The organism is Burkholderia stagnalis (genome assembly GCF_039848545.1).
GTDB lineage: Bacteria > Pseudomonadota > Gammaproteobacteria > Burkholderiales > Burkholderiaceae > Burkholderia > Burkholderia stagnalis.
The window spans coordinates 1,526,195-1,543,583 of sequence record NZ_CP156686.1; the positions used below are offsets into that span (position 1 = coordinate 1,526,195).

A 17,389-nucleotide genomic window follows, 5' to 3' on the forward strand; every position below is an offset into this window, starting at 1 on the left:
AATACTACATTCACGCACAGTCAGCCACGCGGATTACCCGCAATTCAATGTGGAGTACGGAGAAAAATGAGGCAACCGTTCCGTTCTTTTCATAATGCCGGTCGGCTCGTCGGGTACGCGCATCGGCCGCCGCCGCACCGTCGGTTACATTGCGGCGCAGCGCCGGCGCCGAATCGGCGTCTCGTGGAACTTCAGACGCGCAACCGCGCCGCGTCGTCGTGACGCGCCGGCGCCGCGGGCAGATCGTCCGGTTGCGCCGCGCCGCCGGCCACGGCGTCGACGGCGCCGGCCATCTCTTCCTGCAACGCAGCATAGCCGTTCAGCACGAAGCGCGTGAACTCGGCGCGAAAGCGCTCCGCGCCGAAGCGCTCGGCATTGTCGCGGCAGGCGTGCGCGGCAAATGTGCCGCGCGGCAACGCGTCGAAGCGAGCGAGCGCATCGACGAGCGCGTCGGCCGTCTGCGCCCGATAGAACAGCCCCGTGGGCCGCGCGCACGGCCATGCGCGCACCGACTCGCGCACGCCGCCCTTGCCGTACGCGATCACCGGCGTGCCGCAGGCCTGCGCCTCGACCGGCGCAATGCCGAAATCCTCTTCGGCCGCGAACACGAACGCGCAGGCGCGCTGCAGATGATCGTGCAGGACTTCGAACGGCTGATAGCCGAGCAGCGTGACGTTCGGGCCGGCCAGCGCGCGGATCTTCGCCCTCTCCGGGCCGTCGCCGATCACGACCAGCCGGCGCCACGGCGTGCGCGAAAACGCTTCGACGATCAGGTCGATCCGCTTGTACGGCACCAGCCGCGACGCGGTCAGGAAGAACGCCTCCTTGTCGGCGCGCGGCGTCAGGCGGTCGACGTCGACGGGAGGATGGATCACGGTCGCGTCGCGCCGGTAGGTCTTGCGGATGCGGCGCGCGATGAAGCGGGAATTCGCGGCCACGCAATCGACGCCGTTCGCGGAGCGCGCGTCCCAGTTGCGGATGTAATGCAGCAGCACGCGCGCCAGCGCCGATTTGGGCCCGCGCGCCAGCCCGGCTTCGTTCAGGTACTGATGCTGCAGGTCCCACGCATAGCGCACCGGCGAATGCACGTAGCTCGCGTGAAGCTGGTCGGGCCCGCACAGCACGCCCTTCGCGACCGCATACGAGCTCGACAGCACGATGTCGTAGGCAGACAGGTCGAACTGCTCGATCGCCAGCGGAAACAGCGGCAGATAGCTCCGATAGCGCGTGCGCGCGAACGGCAGCTTCTGGATGAACGACGTGCGCACCGGGCGGCCGCGCAGGCATGTGCGGTCTTCGAGGAAGTCGACGAGGCTATGGACGTCCGCCTGCGGAAAGCAGTCGATCATGTGCGCGAGCACGTGCTCGGCGCCGCCCGGCGCCACCAGCCAGTCGTGAACGATCGCGATCTTCAAGTGCCGCTCCCTGTTTTCTTGCGTGTATGCGGGCGGCGCTACCGGCCGGCCGCCAGAATGTCCGCATTATCGGCACGCCGCGGGCCGGCCGGTGTGTGCTATCGCACATTGCGCCGCTCTCGCGCGATGCGGCGGCCGCCGCACGAAACCGGGCGTAAGTGCGCTTACGAACAGATCGCGTCGATACGGGCCCGTATCGTGATCCTCGCGATCCTGCCGGCGGCGAACGCCCCGAGCGGCATTGCATGTTCCGGGCATCAGACGAGGAAGCACCATGGAATGGCATTGTTGTGAATTCGGAGAACTGAGCGGTGTCGATCTCTACGCGATCCTGCGCGCGCGCAACGCCGTGCTGGTCGTCGAGGACGCGCACACGCATCTCGACATCGACGGCAAGGACGCGAGCGCGCTGCACGTCTATGCGCTCACGCGCGACGGCGACGCGGCGCAGGTCGCCGCGTATGCGCGCCTGCTGCCGGCCGACGACATCGACCCCGACGTGACGATCGACAAGGTGCTGACGAGCGAAGCGCGGCGCGACGACGACACGCTCGAACGGCTGATCGAACGCGCGCTTTCGGCGGCCCGCGTCGCATGGCCGCGCATCGCGGTGCGCACGCACGTGGCGGCGCACCGGCAGGCGTTCTACAAGCGCTTCGGCTTTCGCAAGGCTTATGGCCCCTATCTCGAACACGGCGCGCCGTTCATCGGCATGGTGCGGCCCGTCGACCGCGCGGCCAGCGCGTTCCAGCACCTGCTGTCGCGCGTGGCCGAGGCGCCGCGGATGCGCGGCGGCGACGCGCGCGACGACGGCCGCGCGCGCAACCGGCTGCCGGCCGATACCGGAGCCGAGCGATGAACCGCATCCTGCGCCCGGTTCCCCAACCCGACATGCCGTGCATCCTGCCCGTGATTCTTGCGGGCGGCTCGGGCACGCGGCTGTGGCCGCTGTCCCGCGAGCAATATCCGAAACAGCTGATCGATCTCGTGTCGGACGAATCGCCGCTGTCGTCGACCGCACGACGCCTGAACGGAATCGCGAGCGCGTCGCTCGGCGACCGGCTGCTGCTCGTGTGCGGCGAATCGCATCGCTTCATGAGCGCCACGCAGGTCGTCGGCCGCGCGGCGCCCGCACGCATCCTGATCGAGCCGGCCGCCCGCAACACCGCGCCCGCGCTCACGCTCGCCGCGCTGGACGCGTGCGCGCTCGCGGACGATCCGGTGCTCGTCGTGATGCCGGCCGACCACGTGATCGGCGACGTCGGCGCGTTCCAGGACGCGGTCGGCCGCGCCGCGCGCTATGCGCAGGACGGCGCGATCGTCACGCTGGGCGTGCTGCCGCGCCGCGCGGAAACCGGCTACGGCTACATCCAGGTCGGCGCGCCGCACGCGGGCCGTCACGGCGGCCAGGGCGGCTACGCGATCAACCGTTTCGTCGAGAAGCCGGACGCCGCGCTCGCGGAGCGCTACCTGCATTCGGGCGACTACTGGTGGAACAGCGGGATCTTCGTCACCCGAGCGTCGATCTGGCTGAAGGCCATTCGCACGCTCGCGCCGCAGATTCATGCCGCCTGCGAGGCGGCCTGGCGCGCGGGCGTCGCCGACGAGCCGTACTTCAGGATCGACGCGGCCGCGTTCGACGCGTGTCCGTCCGATTCGATCGACTACGCGGTGATGGAGCGCCTCGCCGCGCACGACGCGCTCGGCATCGACGGCATCGTGGTGCCGCTCACGGCGGGCTGGTCGGACGTCGGCACATGGGACGCGATCTGGGAAATCATGCCGAAGGACGGCGACGGCAACGTCGCGCGCGGCCCGATCCTGTTCGAGGATACGCAGGACAGCCTGGTGCGCTCCGAGGGACGGCTGGTGGCCTGCGTCGGGATGCGGGACGTCGTCGTCATCGAGACGCCCGACGCGGTGCTGGTCGCGAACAAGCATGACGTGCAGCGCGTGAAGCACATCGTCGCCCGCCTCAAGACGGCCCGGCAACCGCAGGTGCGCGAACACCGCAAGGTGCGGCGGCCGTGGGGGCACTACGATTCGATCGACCTCGGCGAGCGCTTCCAGGTGAAGCGGATCGTCGTCGAGCCGGGCAAGCGGCTGTCGCTGCAGATGCACTATCACCGCGCGGAACACTGGATCGTCGTGCGCGGCACCGCGAAGGTGACGCGCGGCGGCGACACGTTCCTGCTCAGCGAGAACGAGTCGACGTATATCGCGGTAGGCGACGTGCACCGGCTCGAGAATCCCGGGCGGATTCCGCTCGAGATCATCGAGGTGCAGTCGGGCGACTATCTCGGCGAGGACGACATCGTGCGCTTCGACGACCAGTACGGGCGGGCGGTCGCCTCGGAGGAAACGGCAACGGCGGCGGCCGCAGCGCAGCCGCGTGAGACGCCGGCGGTCAGCGACGCCGGTTAGCGGAACGGTGCCGCGCCGGCGCCACGCTCATTCGATCGGCCGTCCGTGGCTGCGGCGCCGCGCTTGCCGGAGCCATTCGCGCACGTGCGGCATCAGGCGCGCGTCGGCGCCGCCGCTCGCGGCCTCGGCGGCCTGCGACGCTGCGTCCGCCGACGGCGGCAGCGCGGCGCCGTCCAGCGTGTTCGCGGCCCCGACGATCACCTCGCCGGCCGCGCAGCCGCGCGACTCGCCGGCGATCGGCGCACCGCCGATCGCGTCGAGCCGATTGCCCGACATTCGAATCCCGCACACGTTGCCCAGCATGCGAACGCCCGCGAAGCGCGCGCGGGCGATCCGGTTGTCCGTCACCTCGACGCGCGTGACCTTGCCCGAGCCGGCATTCAGGTCGATCGCGGCCTGGCCGGTCAGCGGCCCGCGCGCCGGCCGCGACGCCGGCTGCTGGATGTCCGAAATCGCGTTGCCCGTCACGCGCACGTTGGTCGTGTCATGGGTCCGGTAGCTGTCCTCCTGCGCGACGAGGATGCCCGCACCCGTCTGCACGCCGCGCACGATGTTGTCCGCGATCGTCACGTCCGCGCCGCCGACCACCGTCACGCCCCGCCCCCACTCGTTGCCTTCGAGCGAATTGCCGGCAATCAGCACGTTGCCGCTCGGCGCGCCGTCGTTCCGGTAGCTCACGACGGCGATCATGTCGTCGCCCGTATCGCGCACGACGTTGCCCTGCACGAGCACGTTGTGCGCGCCGTGCGTCACGTGGATGCCGTCCGCGAGCGTCGCGCGGATCTCGTTGCCGACGATCGCGACGTCCTGGCCGCCGAATACGAAGATGCCGGCGCTCGCGCCGCCGTCGACCACGACGTCGAGCACCTGCACGCCGCGCCCCGTCACGTCCACCTTCGTCGAGGCGGGCGTGGTCAGGCGCGTCGAGCCGGCGCCGACCAGCGTGAGCCCGGCGAGCGTCGTCCCGTCGCCGCGCAGCTCGATGGTCTGGTCTTCCGGGTCGGTCGCGATCAGCGTCGCGCCGTAGCCCGAGATCGCGACGTTCGCCTGCTTCACCGTCAGCGCGTGCCCGACGACGTAGCGCCCCGGCGCGAGCACGAGCCGCTGGCCGCGCTGCAGCGCGTCGAGCGCGCGTTGCAGCGCATCGGCCTGGTCGGCGCCGTCGGCGGACGGGTGCACGATCGCATCGGGCGCGGCCGCGTCGTGTTCGCGTTGGCCGGCGGGCGCCGCCGCGGCTGCCGGCGGCCACGACGGCAACGCGGCGGCCATGCCGATGGCGAGCGCCATTGCACGGGCGCGGCCACGGCATCGGGATGGGCACATGGGCGTCACCGTTGCGTGCCGAAACGGCGGAACACGACGAACAGCAGCATCAGCGGAACGAAATTGCGCCCGCTGAACAGGTTCGGAATCCGCAGGATCTCGAGCAGCGACACGTAGAGCACCGCATGCGCGCAGCACCAGAAGCCGCTTCCGGTACGCCAGCCCGCGAAGCTTCTGCCGAACACCCCGCCGATGAACGCCGCGACGAGCAGCCCGAACCAGCCCCATTCGTAGAAGTGCACGAAAATCCCGGACGGGTTGTTGAATTCCGGATCGGCATAGCCATTCAGGAACACGTCGATGCGGTCGCCCGAATCGAGCAGCGGCTGGAACAGGCTGCCGATGCCCGGGAAGCGGATCAGCCAGTCGAACGTGAACATCGGGTGAGCGCTGCCCCAGCCGAGGACGCTCAGGATCCCCGCGCCATTGTTCAGCGCGGTCGAGTAGTACAGCCCGAGGCGTTCGAGCGCGAAATCGAGGATGTTGTCGTACAGGTTCACGTAGTAGGTTTCCCACGAACGGTGGTATTCGTTCGCGATGAAGAGCCCGACCAGCAGCGGCACCGCGGCGAACGGCCCGAGCGCCACCCACGCCGAGCGCCGCGGCCCGCGCCGGAACCGCGCGATCATCAGCACGCACGGCAGCGCCATCTCGATCACGGCGAGCCGCTCGGCGAAGATGAAGCTCCTGACGAGCGTCAGCACCGCCAGCACGACGAGATACAGCTTGTAGCGGTTGAAGCCCTTCACGCGCGTGCTGAACACGTGGAAGTACAGCGCGACGTACGCGGCGGTCGCCTGCGTGAGCGTGCTCAGGCCGACGACGCGCCCTTTCAGTTCAAGCAGGTCGAACGCGCTCGCGCCGCCGCGCACGAACGCGAGCAGCAGCGCGGGCTGCGCGAGCACGCCGCTCGACATCACGAGATAGCCGGTCAACGCGAGCGCGAACACGAGGTCGAGCACGCGCGGCGGCAACGCGACCGGCGCGGTGCTTGCCGCGCGCTCCGGCACCGCCGCCTGCACGAGCCACGCGGCTGCCATCGCGACCGCGAGGAACAGCGCGCCCGCGAACGCGTGGAAGCCGTCGAAGTAGACCCGCGCGATCGCCTTCTGGCCGCCGAGCAGGCTGAGCGACAGCAGCCCGTAGAGCGGCAGGATGAAGAACAGGATCAGGCGCGCCGGATCTTCCCACCAGTATCCGTCGTAGCCCGCCACGCGCCGCGCGCGCACCGGCGCCCGCACCGCCCGATGGACGGACCGGGGCGCGGCGCGCCGATCCGCATGCACGTCATTCATGCTGGTCGCTCCATCCGGATGCCGCGCATCGCCGCCCGGTCAGCGCGCGGGCCCGCGCGCCGCCGCCACGCCCGCGAAGCCGGACGCTGCCTGATGGGTGTCCGTACCGGCATAGCCGTAGTCGTACCGGCCCGGGCCGCGCGTGAAGTCGTTGAGGATCGTGCCGCGAACGCCGACCTGCGCATGCGCGAGCCGCCGCATGCTCTCGTCGATGTCGGTCAGCGTCGTCACGCCGCTGCGGGCAACCAGGAACACGGTGCCGGCCATGCGCCCGAGCACCAGCGAATCGGCCACCGGCATCAGCGGCGGCCCGTCGATCACGACCATGTCGTACTCCGACGCCACGCGCTCGATCAGCGCCTCGAGCGCGGGCCGCAGCAGCCGTTCGCCCGGATCGGCGACGACGCTGCCCATCGGCAGGAAATCGAGCCCCGGCATCGCGTCGCGCTTCAGCGCCTCGTCGAGCCGGTGCGTGCCGCCGACGATATCCGTGAGGCCCGGCGCGCGGCTGTAGCGGAACCGCTCGTGCAGCGAACCCTTGCGCAGGTCGGCGTCGATCAGCAGCACGCGCCGGCCCGACGCGCCGGCGAGCACCGCCAGATGCGCGGCGACGAACGACTTGCCGACGCCCGTCGTCGGTCCCGAGATCAGCACGACGCGGTTCGGCGCATCCGCCAGCGCCAGTTGCAGCGACGTGCGCAAACCGCGCAGGCTCTCGAGCGCCGCGTCATGCGGCGCGGGCGCCGCCCCGCCGCGCCGGCCGCCGCGCGCGCGCGGTTCCTGCGGCGCAGACGACGCGCTGCGCGGCACCGTCGCGAACACGGGCACGCCGGTCGCCCATTCGAGCTCGTCGGGATCGGCCACCGTGCCCGCGAGCCGCTGCCGCACGACGACGATCGCGCCGCCGGCCAGCAGGCCGAGCAGCAGCGCGCCGATCGCGGCCATGCCGCGATGCGGCCCGATCGGCGTGTCGGCCGCCTTCGCGGCATCGACGATCCGCACGTTGCCGGTCTTGCTCGCGCGCGCCAGCGTCATCTGCTGGCGCGCGTTGAGCAGGTTCGTATAGAGCGCGGTATCGACGGCCACGTCGCGCTGAAGCTGCAGCATGCCCTGCTCGACACCCGGCAAGCGCCGGATCTGCGCGCGCACCGCGTCGAGTTCGCGCTGCGCGTCCGCGCGTTGCGCATCGACGGCCACCATTGCCGGATGCTTCGGCATGAAGCGGGTCAGCAGCTCCTGGCGCCGCTGCTGCAGCGTCTGCACGCGCGTTTCGAGATCGACCGACTGCTGCCGCAACGCGAGCCCGTCGTCGCTCGTGTTGACCGTGCCGTGCGACGCGCGAAACGCGTTGAAGCGGCTCTCCGCCCGTTCGAGCTGCTGCTTGAGCTGCGGCAGCTGCGCGTCCATGAAGCGGATCAGCCGATCCGCGGCCTCCGATTTGCGCTGCGTGTTCTGCGCGAGGTACGCGACGCCGATCGCGTTCAGGATCCGGCTGTCGCGCAGTGGATCGGTGCCGTCGAGCGTCGCGCCGATCATGTTGGACTGCTTGCCGCGCTCCGCGACCAGCACGGCTTTCTGCAGCCATTCGGTCGCGTCGTCGGCCGCGTAGCGGGTCAGGTCGAAGCGCGCGCCGGGCGCGCCCGCGAGGTCGCGCACGAACACGTCGATCGGCCCGTGCGGCGTGTCGGCGTGCAGCGGCTGCCCGACCCGGCCCTGCCAGAGCGGCCCCGTCGCGCCGAACAGGCCCGCGCGCTGCAGCGTGTACGCGCCGTCGCGGCCGGCCGTCAGCACGAAGCGCTTTTCCTGCAAGCGCTTCGGCACGTCGAAGGTCGCGACGTCGATGCTTTCCGCGCCGGTGACGTAGCCGCCCGGCAGCGGCGTCGACAGCGCGTCGGCGCCGTTCGCGAGCCGCCAGCCGAGCAGCGGCAGGTAGCGCGGCCGCGCGTCGATATAGAGCTTCGTGCTGTCGACCGCGCGCGCCATCACCGCGCGCGACTTCAGCACCTCGATTTCCGTCGACGCGTCGGTCTTCAGGTCGAACACCGACGACGGGTCGCCGGGCGGCGACGCGGGTTTCGAATCGGTCGGGCTTTGTTCGACCTGAAACAGGATGTCGGAGCGGTAGACGGGCTGCGCGCACAGCGCATACACGGCGCCCGCGATCCCGCAGGCGAGCACCGGCGCGGCGATCACGCGACGGCCGCCGGCCAGCATGCCCCAGTAGCGGCGATACGGATGCGGCGGCCGCATCGCGGGCTCGTCGCGCGGATCAGGCGGAGTGGATGCAGTCATACGGCGTCATTCCCGTGTGGCGCGACAAGGCGCGGTGACGAAATCCGGAACGCGCGGTTCACGGCGAGATGGCCTTGGCCGTCAGCGCGCCCTGCGCTGCCGACGGAATCAGCAGGTTGACGACGCGGCTCCAGCGCACCAGCGACGACGCGTCGACGAACACCACGTCGCGGCGCTCGAGCGGGAAGCGGTCCGCCAGCGCCAGCGCGGCCGGCGACTGCGCGTCGAGGTGATACACGAGCGGCCGGTTGCCGGGCCCGCGGCGCACGACGTAGACCTGCCGCGCGTCGGCCGTGTACTGGCTGACGCCGCCCGCGTCGCCGAGCGCTTCGCCGAGGCTCATCCGCCCGTCGGTCAGCGTCAGCGTCGCCGGCCGCGCGACCTCGCCGAGCACGAATACCTTGCTGTCGCGCGCGGCGTTCACGCGCACGAGATCGCCGTCGCGCAGCAGGATCCGCGACGGATTGACGCCCGCCGCGAGCAGGCCGGGCAGGCTCACCGTCACGGTCCGGTCGCCGCGCGTCACGGCCACCGACGAACGGTCCGCGCCCGCCGTGAAGCCGCCGGCGCGATCGATCGCTTCCGTCAGCGTCATCGGCACGTCGGTCACGATCTGCAGCCCCGGCGCGCGGATCTCGCCGTCGAGATGCACGCGCTTGCTGCGATACGCCTGGATGCGCAGCGCCAGCTGCGGCGCGCGCACGTATTCGCCGAGACGCTTCGCGAGCCGCGCGCGCGCCTGCGCCTCGGTCAGCCCCGCGACGTGCAGGGTGCCGACGTACGCGAACTGCAGGTTGCCGTCGGCATCGACCGTATAGCCCGTCGCGACCGAACTCGCGCCGCTGCCGTCGGATCCGCCCGCGTTCTGCGTCACCGGCAGATTCAGTTCGGGGTGATCCCACACGACGATGTTGAGCACGTCGCCCGGGCCGATCACGTATGGCTTCGCCACGCCGAACAACTGCCGGACCTCGTCCGCGACCGGCGCGGGCCGCGCGGCCTGCGGCGCGTCGACGAGCGCGCCGGTGATCTCGATCAGGTCCGCGCCCGACACGTCCTGGACGCCGGCCAGGCCGCCCGCGCCGGCCGCGGCTGCGCTCACGCGCGCGTTCGCGTCGCTGCCGGCCGGCGCGGGCATCGTCATGCCCGGCGCCAGCGCGCACCCCGTCAGCGCGAGCGCGGCCGCCGCGAGCACCGCGCGCAGTCGCCACGTCGAACGGCGCGCGCCTGTCGCGCCCTGCCTCGTTTGCCGCCATCGCGACATTCGCGTCGCGTCCCTTTGCGTGGATGAAAACATCGTGTCCTTCCCAAAACCGTGCGGCAGCCCACTCATCGCATGCCGCCGCATTCCAATGGCAGATTGGACACCGCATCGCGCGGCGCGTCTGTGAGCAAGCCCACCGAACGCCGATGTTCGGCGCGCGATCGGCTCACGCGGCCCCGCCGCCGCGCGCCGCTCCGGCCCGCGAACGGGCCACCGCGACCGGGGCGAACGGGGCGCCCGCCGCACGCGCCGCGGGCGATCCGGCGAGGCTCCGGGCCGGCCACTCCGCTGCGCCGCCCAATACCTCGCGGCAGAGATCGATCACTGCGTCCGCGCCCGACGTGCCGTACAGCGCGTGGTCGAGCTGCGGCAGCGTCCGCAGGCGAACGTGGCACGAGCGCCGGAACGCGCGCGCCGGCGGGCCGAAATGCCGATGCACGTCGTCGATGCCGGGATCGAATGCGCCGTAGACCAGCAGCGTCCACACGCCGCGCTGCGCGAGCGCGTGCATCACGCCGCGCGGCGTGTCGGCGCGCGGCGCCCGGCCGGCGCGCGCGGCCAGCGCCAGCGCCGGCACGCGCACGCACGCGACGAGGTTGGCGGCCAGCGCGCGCAGGATCGGCCGCAGGTCGCGCCGCTCGCGCACGAGCCGCCGCCACTTTCGCCAGTCGCGCATCGAAGCGCGGTAGCCGCGCACCGAGTTGTTGCGCTGCTTCTGCGCGGCGTCGAGCGTCAGGCCGGCCGGCCACACGAAGCGGGCCAGGTTGATCGCGATCACGCCGCTCAGCGCACCGTCGCGCGCGGCCGCATGCAGCGACGCATATGCGCCCGAACAGACGCCGAGCGCGACGACCTGCGCGTGACCGCGCTCGCGCAGCCACGCGGCGGCGGCCGCGACGTCGTCGATCGTCGCGCTCGAATAGACGACGCCCGACTGCGCGTCCGGCGCATGCGGCCCGCTGTCGCCGACCCCGTTCACGTCGATCCGCAGCGACGTGACGCCGCTGCGCGCCATCGCCCGGGCGATGCGCACGCCGACGCGCCCGTCGGCGCTGCGCGGATTCGCGGCCGTGGTGGCGATCAGCAGGGCCGGCCCTCCCGGCGGCGGCGGGCTGGCCGGGTGGCACAGCACCCCGACGAGCCGATCCGCGCCGACGGCGACGACACGTTCGGTCAGGCCGTCCATTTCGAGCGGCGCGACGGCGTTTGCATCCCACGCGGCGCGCGTGTCGGGCCGCGCACGGCCGGACGCCGCGCGGCGCGGCCCTCGGCCCGCGATCCAGTGCGCGACGGTTTCGAGCGCCGCGCGCGGCAACCGCGAATACGTGCCGTCGAGCAACGCCCTCGGCCATTCCGCGAATGCTTCGGTCGCGACTTCCACGCCGCGCGACTGCAACGCGGCGCGCAGCGCCGGGCCGTCGTCGTAACCGGTGTGAATCAGCAGCATCGCGCCCGGCAGCGAGCGGGCCTCGCGCACGATCCGGCACAGGTCGAGCGGCTTGAGGTCGTTCACGAGGTCGGCCGGGTAGCGATGGCCGAGCACGTTCAGGCACGGTTCGTCCTGCTGCGCGTGCCGGATCGGCGGCGGCGCCGTATCGAGCCACTGGCGCTGCACGAGCGACAGCTCGCGCAGGTACGCCCGGCCGCGGACGACCGGCGCCAGCGCGACGATCGCATCGGCGTGCACGGCCGGGTGCGTGTCCGCCGCCGCGAGCATCGCGAACAACGCGCCCGCGCGGATGCCGACGAGCGTCAGCGTGTCGATGTCCGCCTGCGCGCGCAGCGCGTCGATCGCGTGGCGAATGCTGGCGACGCAGGCCGCGAAGCGCCCCGCGTCGAGATCATCGCCGGCCGAATCCCCCGCGCACGGGTAGTTGAAACGCAGCGCCGTGACGCCGTCGCGGGCCAGCCGCTCCGCGAGCGCGCGCGTCAGCTTGTGGGTCCACAGCGCTTCGTGGCCGAGCGGCTCGCACAGCACGACGCCCTGCCCGGTATGTCCTTCATGCAACCAGCCCACGCAGCCGTCGAACGCTATCGGCTTCACTTGGCACTCCTCGGGATCGGTGATTGTTATCGGATGCCGGCAAGCATCCCGGATGCGCCGCGGCGCCCCCATCTGTCGCTCCGGCCGTGACGCATGACGCGATAACGTCCGATTTAATCACTCGCGCCGAGCGTGCTTCGGTGCGCCAGCTTACAAAACCATTCATCACGGCGACGAAGCAACGCCCGGGCCGGAGCCTGCGCCAATCGCCCGGCACGAACGAATCTCCGTACGGTTGGCTCGCGAACAAAGCGCGCGCGCGCCGTCCGTATCATGGCTGCCGGGACGACGTGGCCGCGCGCCGGCCCCACCGGCCGCGAATCCGGCGCGGCGGCCGGCGCGTGTCGTCATCCTTCACCCGCGGCGCCGCTCGACCGTATGTCAACCGTAAAGAAGAATTTCGTCCTGCTGCTGTCGCTGCAGATCTCGACGTACGCGGCGCCGCTGCTGATCGTGCCGCTGCTCACGCACGCGCTCGGCCCGCAGGGCTACGGCCAGCTCGCGTTCTCGCTCGCGGTCGTCGCGTATTTCATCAACTGGACCTGCTACAGCTTCGACCTGACCGCGACGCCGCGCATCGCGCTCGCGCGCGACGACCGCGCCGAACGCTCGCGCATCTTCTGGTCGACCTTCGTCGCGCAGCTCGCGATCGCCGCGCTCGGCTTCACGGTGCTGCTCGCGCTGACCTTCGTCGTCGCGCGCTTCGGCGCGGACCGCACGCTGCTGCTGATCGGCTTCGGGATGCCGGTCGGCGCGGCGCTCACGCCCGGCTGGTACTTCCAGGGCGTCCAGAAGCTGCGCGTCTTCAGCGTGATCCTGTTCGTCTGCCGCGCGCTGAGCATTCCGGCGATGTTCGTGCTCGTGCGCGGCCCCGCCGACCTGACCGCCGCGATGATCGTCAACGCGGCCGTGCCGCTCGGCTCGGGCCTCGCGGTCGTCGCGTACATGTTCGCGTGCCGCGAGGTCGCGTTCGTGCGCGTGCGCATCGCGGACGTCGCCGAAGCGCTGCAAGGCGGCTGGCAGGTGTTCCTCGCGTCGACGTCGGTCGCGTTCTACGCGTCGACGAACACGGTGCTGCTCGGCTTCGTGTCGGGCAATGTCGCCGCCGGCTACTTCGCGGCCGGCGACAAGCTCGTGCGCGCCGCCCTCAGCATGCTGCAGCCGCTGAAAGCAGCCGCGTATCCGCGCATCAGCTACCTGATGCGGCACGCGCGCAACGAGGCGATGGCGTTCCTGCGCAAGCTGCTCGTCGTGCAGTTCGCGCTGGTGCTGGCGATCTCGCTCGCGATCTTTTTCGGCGCGCCGCTCGCGGTGCGCCTGCTGTACGGCCCGTCGTACGCGCCGACCGTCAACGTGCTGCGCTGGATGGCCTTCATTCCGTTCATGGCCGGCATGACCGACCTGTTCGGCGTGCAGACGCTGCTGCCGCTCGGGATGAAGAAAGCGTTCACGCGCATCCTGGTGTCGTCCGGCATCGTCAACGTCGCGCTGCTGCCCGTGCTCGCGAAGTACTTCGCCGAACAAGGCGCGGCGGCGGCCGTACTGCTGGCCGAGGCCGCGGTTGCCGCCGCGCTCGCGGCCGTCGTCTATCGCGCCGGCATTCCGCTGATCGGCCGTCCCGCCACGCGCCGCTAGCGGCGCGGGCGCGCCGCCCACGCCGGCCGCGGTGCGGCCCCGGAGCGCTTCGCTTGCCGTACCGAATCCCGCCCAGGAGCAATTCATGGCAGACCTGACCATCGCCATCTGCAACTACAACCACGGCGCGTACCTGCGTGTCGCGATCGATTCCGCGCTCGCGCAGACTGTCCGCGGCGTTCGCGTGCTGGTCGTCGACGACGGCTCGACCGACGCATCGCGCGACATCATGCGTTCGTACGGCGAGCGCATCACCGCGATCTTCCAGGAGAATCGCGGCCAGGTCGCCGCATACAACCGCGCGCTGGAACACGTCGCGAGCAACTACGTGATCTTCCTCGACGCGGACGACCTGCTTTACCGCGACGCGGCCGGCCGCGTGCTCGCGGCGTTCGGATCGAGCGACTGCGTGAAGGTGCAGTTCCGGCTCGACGTGCTGACCGGCGACGGCGCGGCAACCGGCGTGACGGTTCCGCAGTCGGCGCCCGACGCCGATTGCGGCCGGCTGCTGCGCGCGGGCTGGCTCTATCCGTCGCCGCCGGGCTCGGGCAACGCGTATCGGGTCGCGGCGCTGCGGCGCATCTTCCCCGTGCCCGTCACGCCCGACAATCGCCACGGCGCCGACTTCTACGCGATCTACGGCGTCGCGCTGCTGGGCGCGGTCCGCACGATCGATGCGCCGCTCGGCGGCTACCGCGCGCACCACTGCGCCGACGGCGCGACGGGTGGCGCCGCCGACCTCGCATTCGCCAACGCGGAAGACGGCGCGACCGGCGCATACAAGACCCTGGCGCGCTGGGCCCTGCTGCGCACGCTCGTCCATGCGCGGCTGCACGAGACGCTGCCGAGCACGCCGTACGATTTCTCGATCGAGAAAGCGCGCTTCGCCAGCGCGCTGTATCGCGCGCCGTTCGCGCGGCGCTGGCGCTGGTTCGCGCGCGAGTCGGGACGCTACTGGCATACGGTGCTGCGCAACCCGTTCTGGAGGCCGGTCAAGAAACTCGCCGTGTGCGGACTGACGGCGGTCTGCCTGCTGCCGTCGACCGCGCTCAGCGATCGCGCGATCCGCTACGTCGCCAATCCGCTGTCGCGCGCGCGCAAGCCGGCCGCCCGGCCCTCCGGCGACGCACGCTAGCCATCGCCCACGCCGCCCGCTCTGCCCGTTCGCCCCGGTACTTCTTACGCCGCGCCGGCCCGCGGCCGGAAACGTTGACTGCTCGCCTGTCGCGACGAGCGGCGTTATCGCATAAAGATCGGACGTATCGGTAGAAACACCGATGCTGTAGTCAAACTACATTCATACCATTGGTCGCTGCAGAGGATCGCTACACCCGCACCCGCCGTCGCGATCCTCTGCCCGGCCGGGCATGCCGACACTGAAGCCACCCCGCATCGCCCGCCGGCAGCGTCCGGTGCGAACCCATCGGGCGTGCGCCGTCCCTGACCTCGATCGTATAACCCGCATCACGTTCATGGAGACAGCAACATGCGGATCAACCTCTGGCCGGCTGCCGTGCTGCTGGCGTCCCTCAGCACGGGCGCCTGTGCAGCAGCCTCGGCCGATTTCACCTCGCCCACCGACGCCGTCGAATCCTTCGCATCGGCCGGCGCGCACCGTCGCGCGGACGCGCTCGTCCACCGGATGACGCTCGACGAGAAGCTCCAGTTCATCCACTCGAAATACGAGATGTCGCAAGTGCCCGGCGGCGGCGCCGGCTATATCCAGGGCGTGCCGCGGCTCGGCATTCCGGACCTGAACATGGTCGATTCGGCAACCGGCTCCGGCAGCACGTCGCAGGCCAGCACGACCTTCCCCGCGACGATCGCCGTGGCCGCGAGCTGGGATCGCCGCCTGTCGTACGACTACGGCCGGCAGGTCGCGATCCAGTTGCGCGCGCAAGGATTCGGCATGGGCCTCGGCGGCGGCACCAACCTCGCGCGCGAGCCGCGCGGCGGCCGGCTGTTCGAGTATCTCGGCGAGGATCCGCTGCTTGCCGGCGACCTGCTCGCCGAGCGCACGCTCGCGACGCAGCGGCACAAGGTGATCGCGACCATCAAGCACTACGCGGCCAACGAGCAGGAGCACGGCCGGATGGGCGGCAACAGCCAGCTCGACGAGCGCACGCTGCGCGAGCTCTACCTGCTGCCGTTCGAGATCGCCGCGAAGCGCGCGCAGCCGGGCAGCGTGATGTGCAGCTACAACCGGCTGAACGGCGACTATGCGTGCGAGAACGCGCATCTGCTGAACGACGTGCTGAAGAACGAATGGGGCTTCGAAGGCCAGGTGCAGTCCGACTGGGGCGCGACGCACAGCACCGCGAAGGCGATCAATGCGGGCCTCGACGAGGAGGAAGACGTCGGGCCGAGCGTGTACCTGACGCCGGCGGCGGTGCGGCAGGCGATCGCGAACGGCTCAGTGTCGACCGCGCGGCTCGACGATATGGTGCGCCGCAAGCTGGCCGCGATGATCCGCATCGGCGTGATGGACGATCCGCCCAAGGGCGGCGGCGCGATCGACTTCGCGTCGGCCGGGCGCTTCGCACAGGCGGCCGCCGAACAGTCGATCGTGCTGCTCAAGAACGACGGCAACCAGCTGCCGCTCGCGGCGCCCGCGCTGGCGCGCATCGCGGTGATCGGCGGACACGCGGACGCGGCCGTGCTGTCCGGCGGCGGCTCCGGCAACACGCGCAATCCGGTCACGGGCGCGTTCGCGGGCTGCGGCGGCCTCGCGTTCGGCACGTCGACCGGCTGCAGCTGGTGGCGCAACCCGTGGCTGAAGGTCGACGTGCCGATCGTCGCGGCGATCCGCGCGCTCGCGCCCGCCGCGCAGGTCACGTTCGCCGGCAACAGCGACCAGCAGGCGCCGTTCCGCGCCTATACGCAGCAGGAGATCGACCAGGCGGCCGCGCTCGCGGCGCGCTCGGACGTCGCGATCGTCGTGGTCGCGCAGCCGGCCGGCGAGGATTTCGGCGACCTGCAAAGCCTCGCCCTCGCGAACCCGTCGAACCAGGACGCGCTCGTCGACGCGGTCGCGCGCGCGAATCCGCATACCGTCGTCGTGGTCGAGAGCGGCAATCCGGTGCTGATGCCGTGGAAGGACCGCGTGTCCGCGATCGTCGCGGCGTGGTATCCGGGCGAACGCGGCGGCGCGGCGATCGCGAACGTGCTGTTCGGCAAGGTCAACCCGTCCGGCAAGCTGCCCGTCACGTTCCCCGCGCGCGACCAGGACACGCCCACCTGGGGGCAGAACGGCGCGTTCGACAACGATCCCGTCTATGCGGAAAAGCTGAACATGGGCTACCGGTGGTACGACGCGAAGAACGTGAAGCCGATGTTCGAGTTCGGCTTCGGCCTGTCGTATACGCACTTCTCGTACTCCGGGCTCGCCGTGTCGCGGCAGCGCGACGGCTCGCTGGACGTCGCGTTCACCGTGCGCAACGACGGCCCCGTGGCCGGCGCGGAAGTGCCGCAGGTGTATCTCGGCGTGCCATACAAGGACGAGCCGCCGCGCCGCCTGGTCGGCTGGGACAAGATCGACCTGAAGCCGGGCGAAGCGCGGCGCGTGCACATCGGCGTGCCGGCGCGGCTGCAGAGCGTGTGGGACACGTCGCGCAACGGCTGGCGCTACGTGCCGGGCGGCACCGTGTCCGTCGGCGCGTCGTCGCGCGACATCCGGCTGCAAGGCGGCTAAGCGCCC

The 17,389-nt window shown here is 71.2% G+C and carries 11 protein-coding genes; 5 read left to right on the forward strand and 6 right to left on the reverse strand.

The features are described from left to right. Nucleotides 1-191: 191 nt before the first annotated feature. Nucleotides 192-1,415, reverse strand: a complete 1,224-nt coding sequence (locus tag ABFO07_RS23535; protein WP_059923108.1) for a glycosyltransferase family 4 protein — start codon at nt 1,413-1,415, stop codon at nt 192-194. Nucleotides 1,416-1,689: 274 nt separating this feature from the next. Here ABFO07_RS23535 and ABFO07_RS23540 point away from each other — a divergent pair, with 274 nt between their 5' ends. Further along, nucleotides 1,690-2,274 carry a hypothetical protein gene (locus ABFO07_RS23540; protein ID WP_059808041.1) on the forward strand — a complete coding sequence of 195 codons (585 nt, stop codon included), beginning with the start codon at nt 1,690-1,692 and terminating at the stop codon, nt 2,272-2,274. Next, complete coding sequence (locus ABFO07_RS23545; protein WP_347469647.1) at nt 2,271-3,839, forward strand: mannose-1-phosphate guanylyltransferase/mannose-6-phosphate isomerase; 1,569 nt, start codon at nt 2,271-2,273, stop codon at nt 3,837-3,839. The genes ABFO07_RS23540 and ABFO07_RS23545 overlap by 4 nt, the downstream gene beginning before the upstream one ends. Nucleotides 3,840-3,866: 27 nt before the next feature. Here the strand turns inward: ABFO07_RS23545 and ABFO07_RS23550 are convergent, their stop codons facing one another. From ABFO07_RS23550 to ABFO07_RS23570, 5 genes are all read right to left on the reverse strand, one after another. After that, nucleotides 3,867-5,126 (reverse strand): right-handed parallel beta-helix repeat-containing protein, encoded by a 1,260-nt coding sequence (locus ABFO07_RS23550; RefSeq protein WP_230949483.1) that lies wholly within the window; start codon nt 5,124-5,126, stop codon nt 3,867-3,869. Nucleotides 5,127-5,167: 41 nt separating this feature from the next. Continuing rightward, a complete protein-coding gene (locus ABFO07_RS23555) occupies nt 5,168-6,457 on the reverse strand; it encodes an oligosaccharide repeat unit polymerase (RefSeq protein WP_347469648.1) in 1,290 nt (429 codons plus the stop codon). 39 nt (nt 6,458-6,496) lie between these two features. Next, on the reverse strand, nt 6,497-8,749 hold the full coding sequence (locus ABFO07_RS23560; protein ID WP_059808050.1) for a GNVR domain-containing protein: 2,253 nt from the start codon (nt 8,747-8,749) through the stop codon (nt 6,497-6,499). Between the two features lie 58 nt (nt 8,750-8,807). After that, complete coding sequence (locus tag ABFO07_RS23565) at nt 8,808-10,013, reverse strand: polysaccharide biosynthesis/export family protein (protein ID WP_230944784.1); 1,206 nt, start codon at nt 10,011-10,013, stop codon at nt 8,808-8,810. Nucleotides 10,014-10,179: 166 nt separating this feature from the next. After that, nucleotides 10,180-12,057 carry a serine aminopeptidase domain-containing protein gene (locus ABFO07_RS23570; RefSeq protein ID WP_347469649.1) on the reverse strand — a complete coding sequence of 626 codons (1,878 nt, stop codon included), beginning with the start codon at nt 12,055-12,057 and terminating at the stop codon, nt 10,180-10,182. A gap of 378 nt (nt 12,058-12,435) precedes the next feature. On the opposite strand from ABFO07_RS23570, the gene ABFO07_RS23575 reads away from it, so the two are divergent. The 3 genes from ABFO07_RS23575 (at nt 12,436) to ABFO07_RS23585 (ending at nt 17,383) form a co-directional block, all read left to right on the forward strand. After that, nucleotides 12,436-13,692, forward strand: a complete 1,257-nt coding sequence (locus ABFO07_RS23575; RefSeq protein ID WP_059882986.1) for a flippase — start codon at nt 12,436-12,438, stop codon at nt 13,690-13,692. 85 nt (nt 13,693-13,777) lie between these two features. Continuing rightward, nucleotides 13,778-14,827 (forward strand): glycosyltransferase family 2 protein, encoded by a 1,050-nt coding sequence (locus tag ABFO07_RS23580; RefSeq protein ID WP_059962206.1) that lies wholly within the window; start codon nt 13,778-13,780, stop codon nt 14,825-14,827. Nucleotides 14,828-15,178: 351 nt separating this feature from the next. Next, nucleotides 15,179-17,383: a glycoside hydrolase family 3 C-terminal domain-containing protein gene (locus ABFO07_RS23585; RefSeq protein WP_060013560.1), complete on the forward strand. Its 2,205-nt coding sequence runs from the start codon at nt 15,179-15,181 to the stop codon at nt 17,381-17,383. Nucleotides 17,384-17,389: the final 6 nt, after the last annotated feature.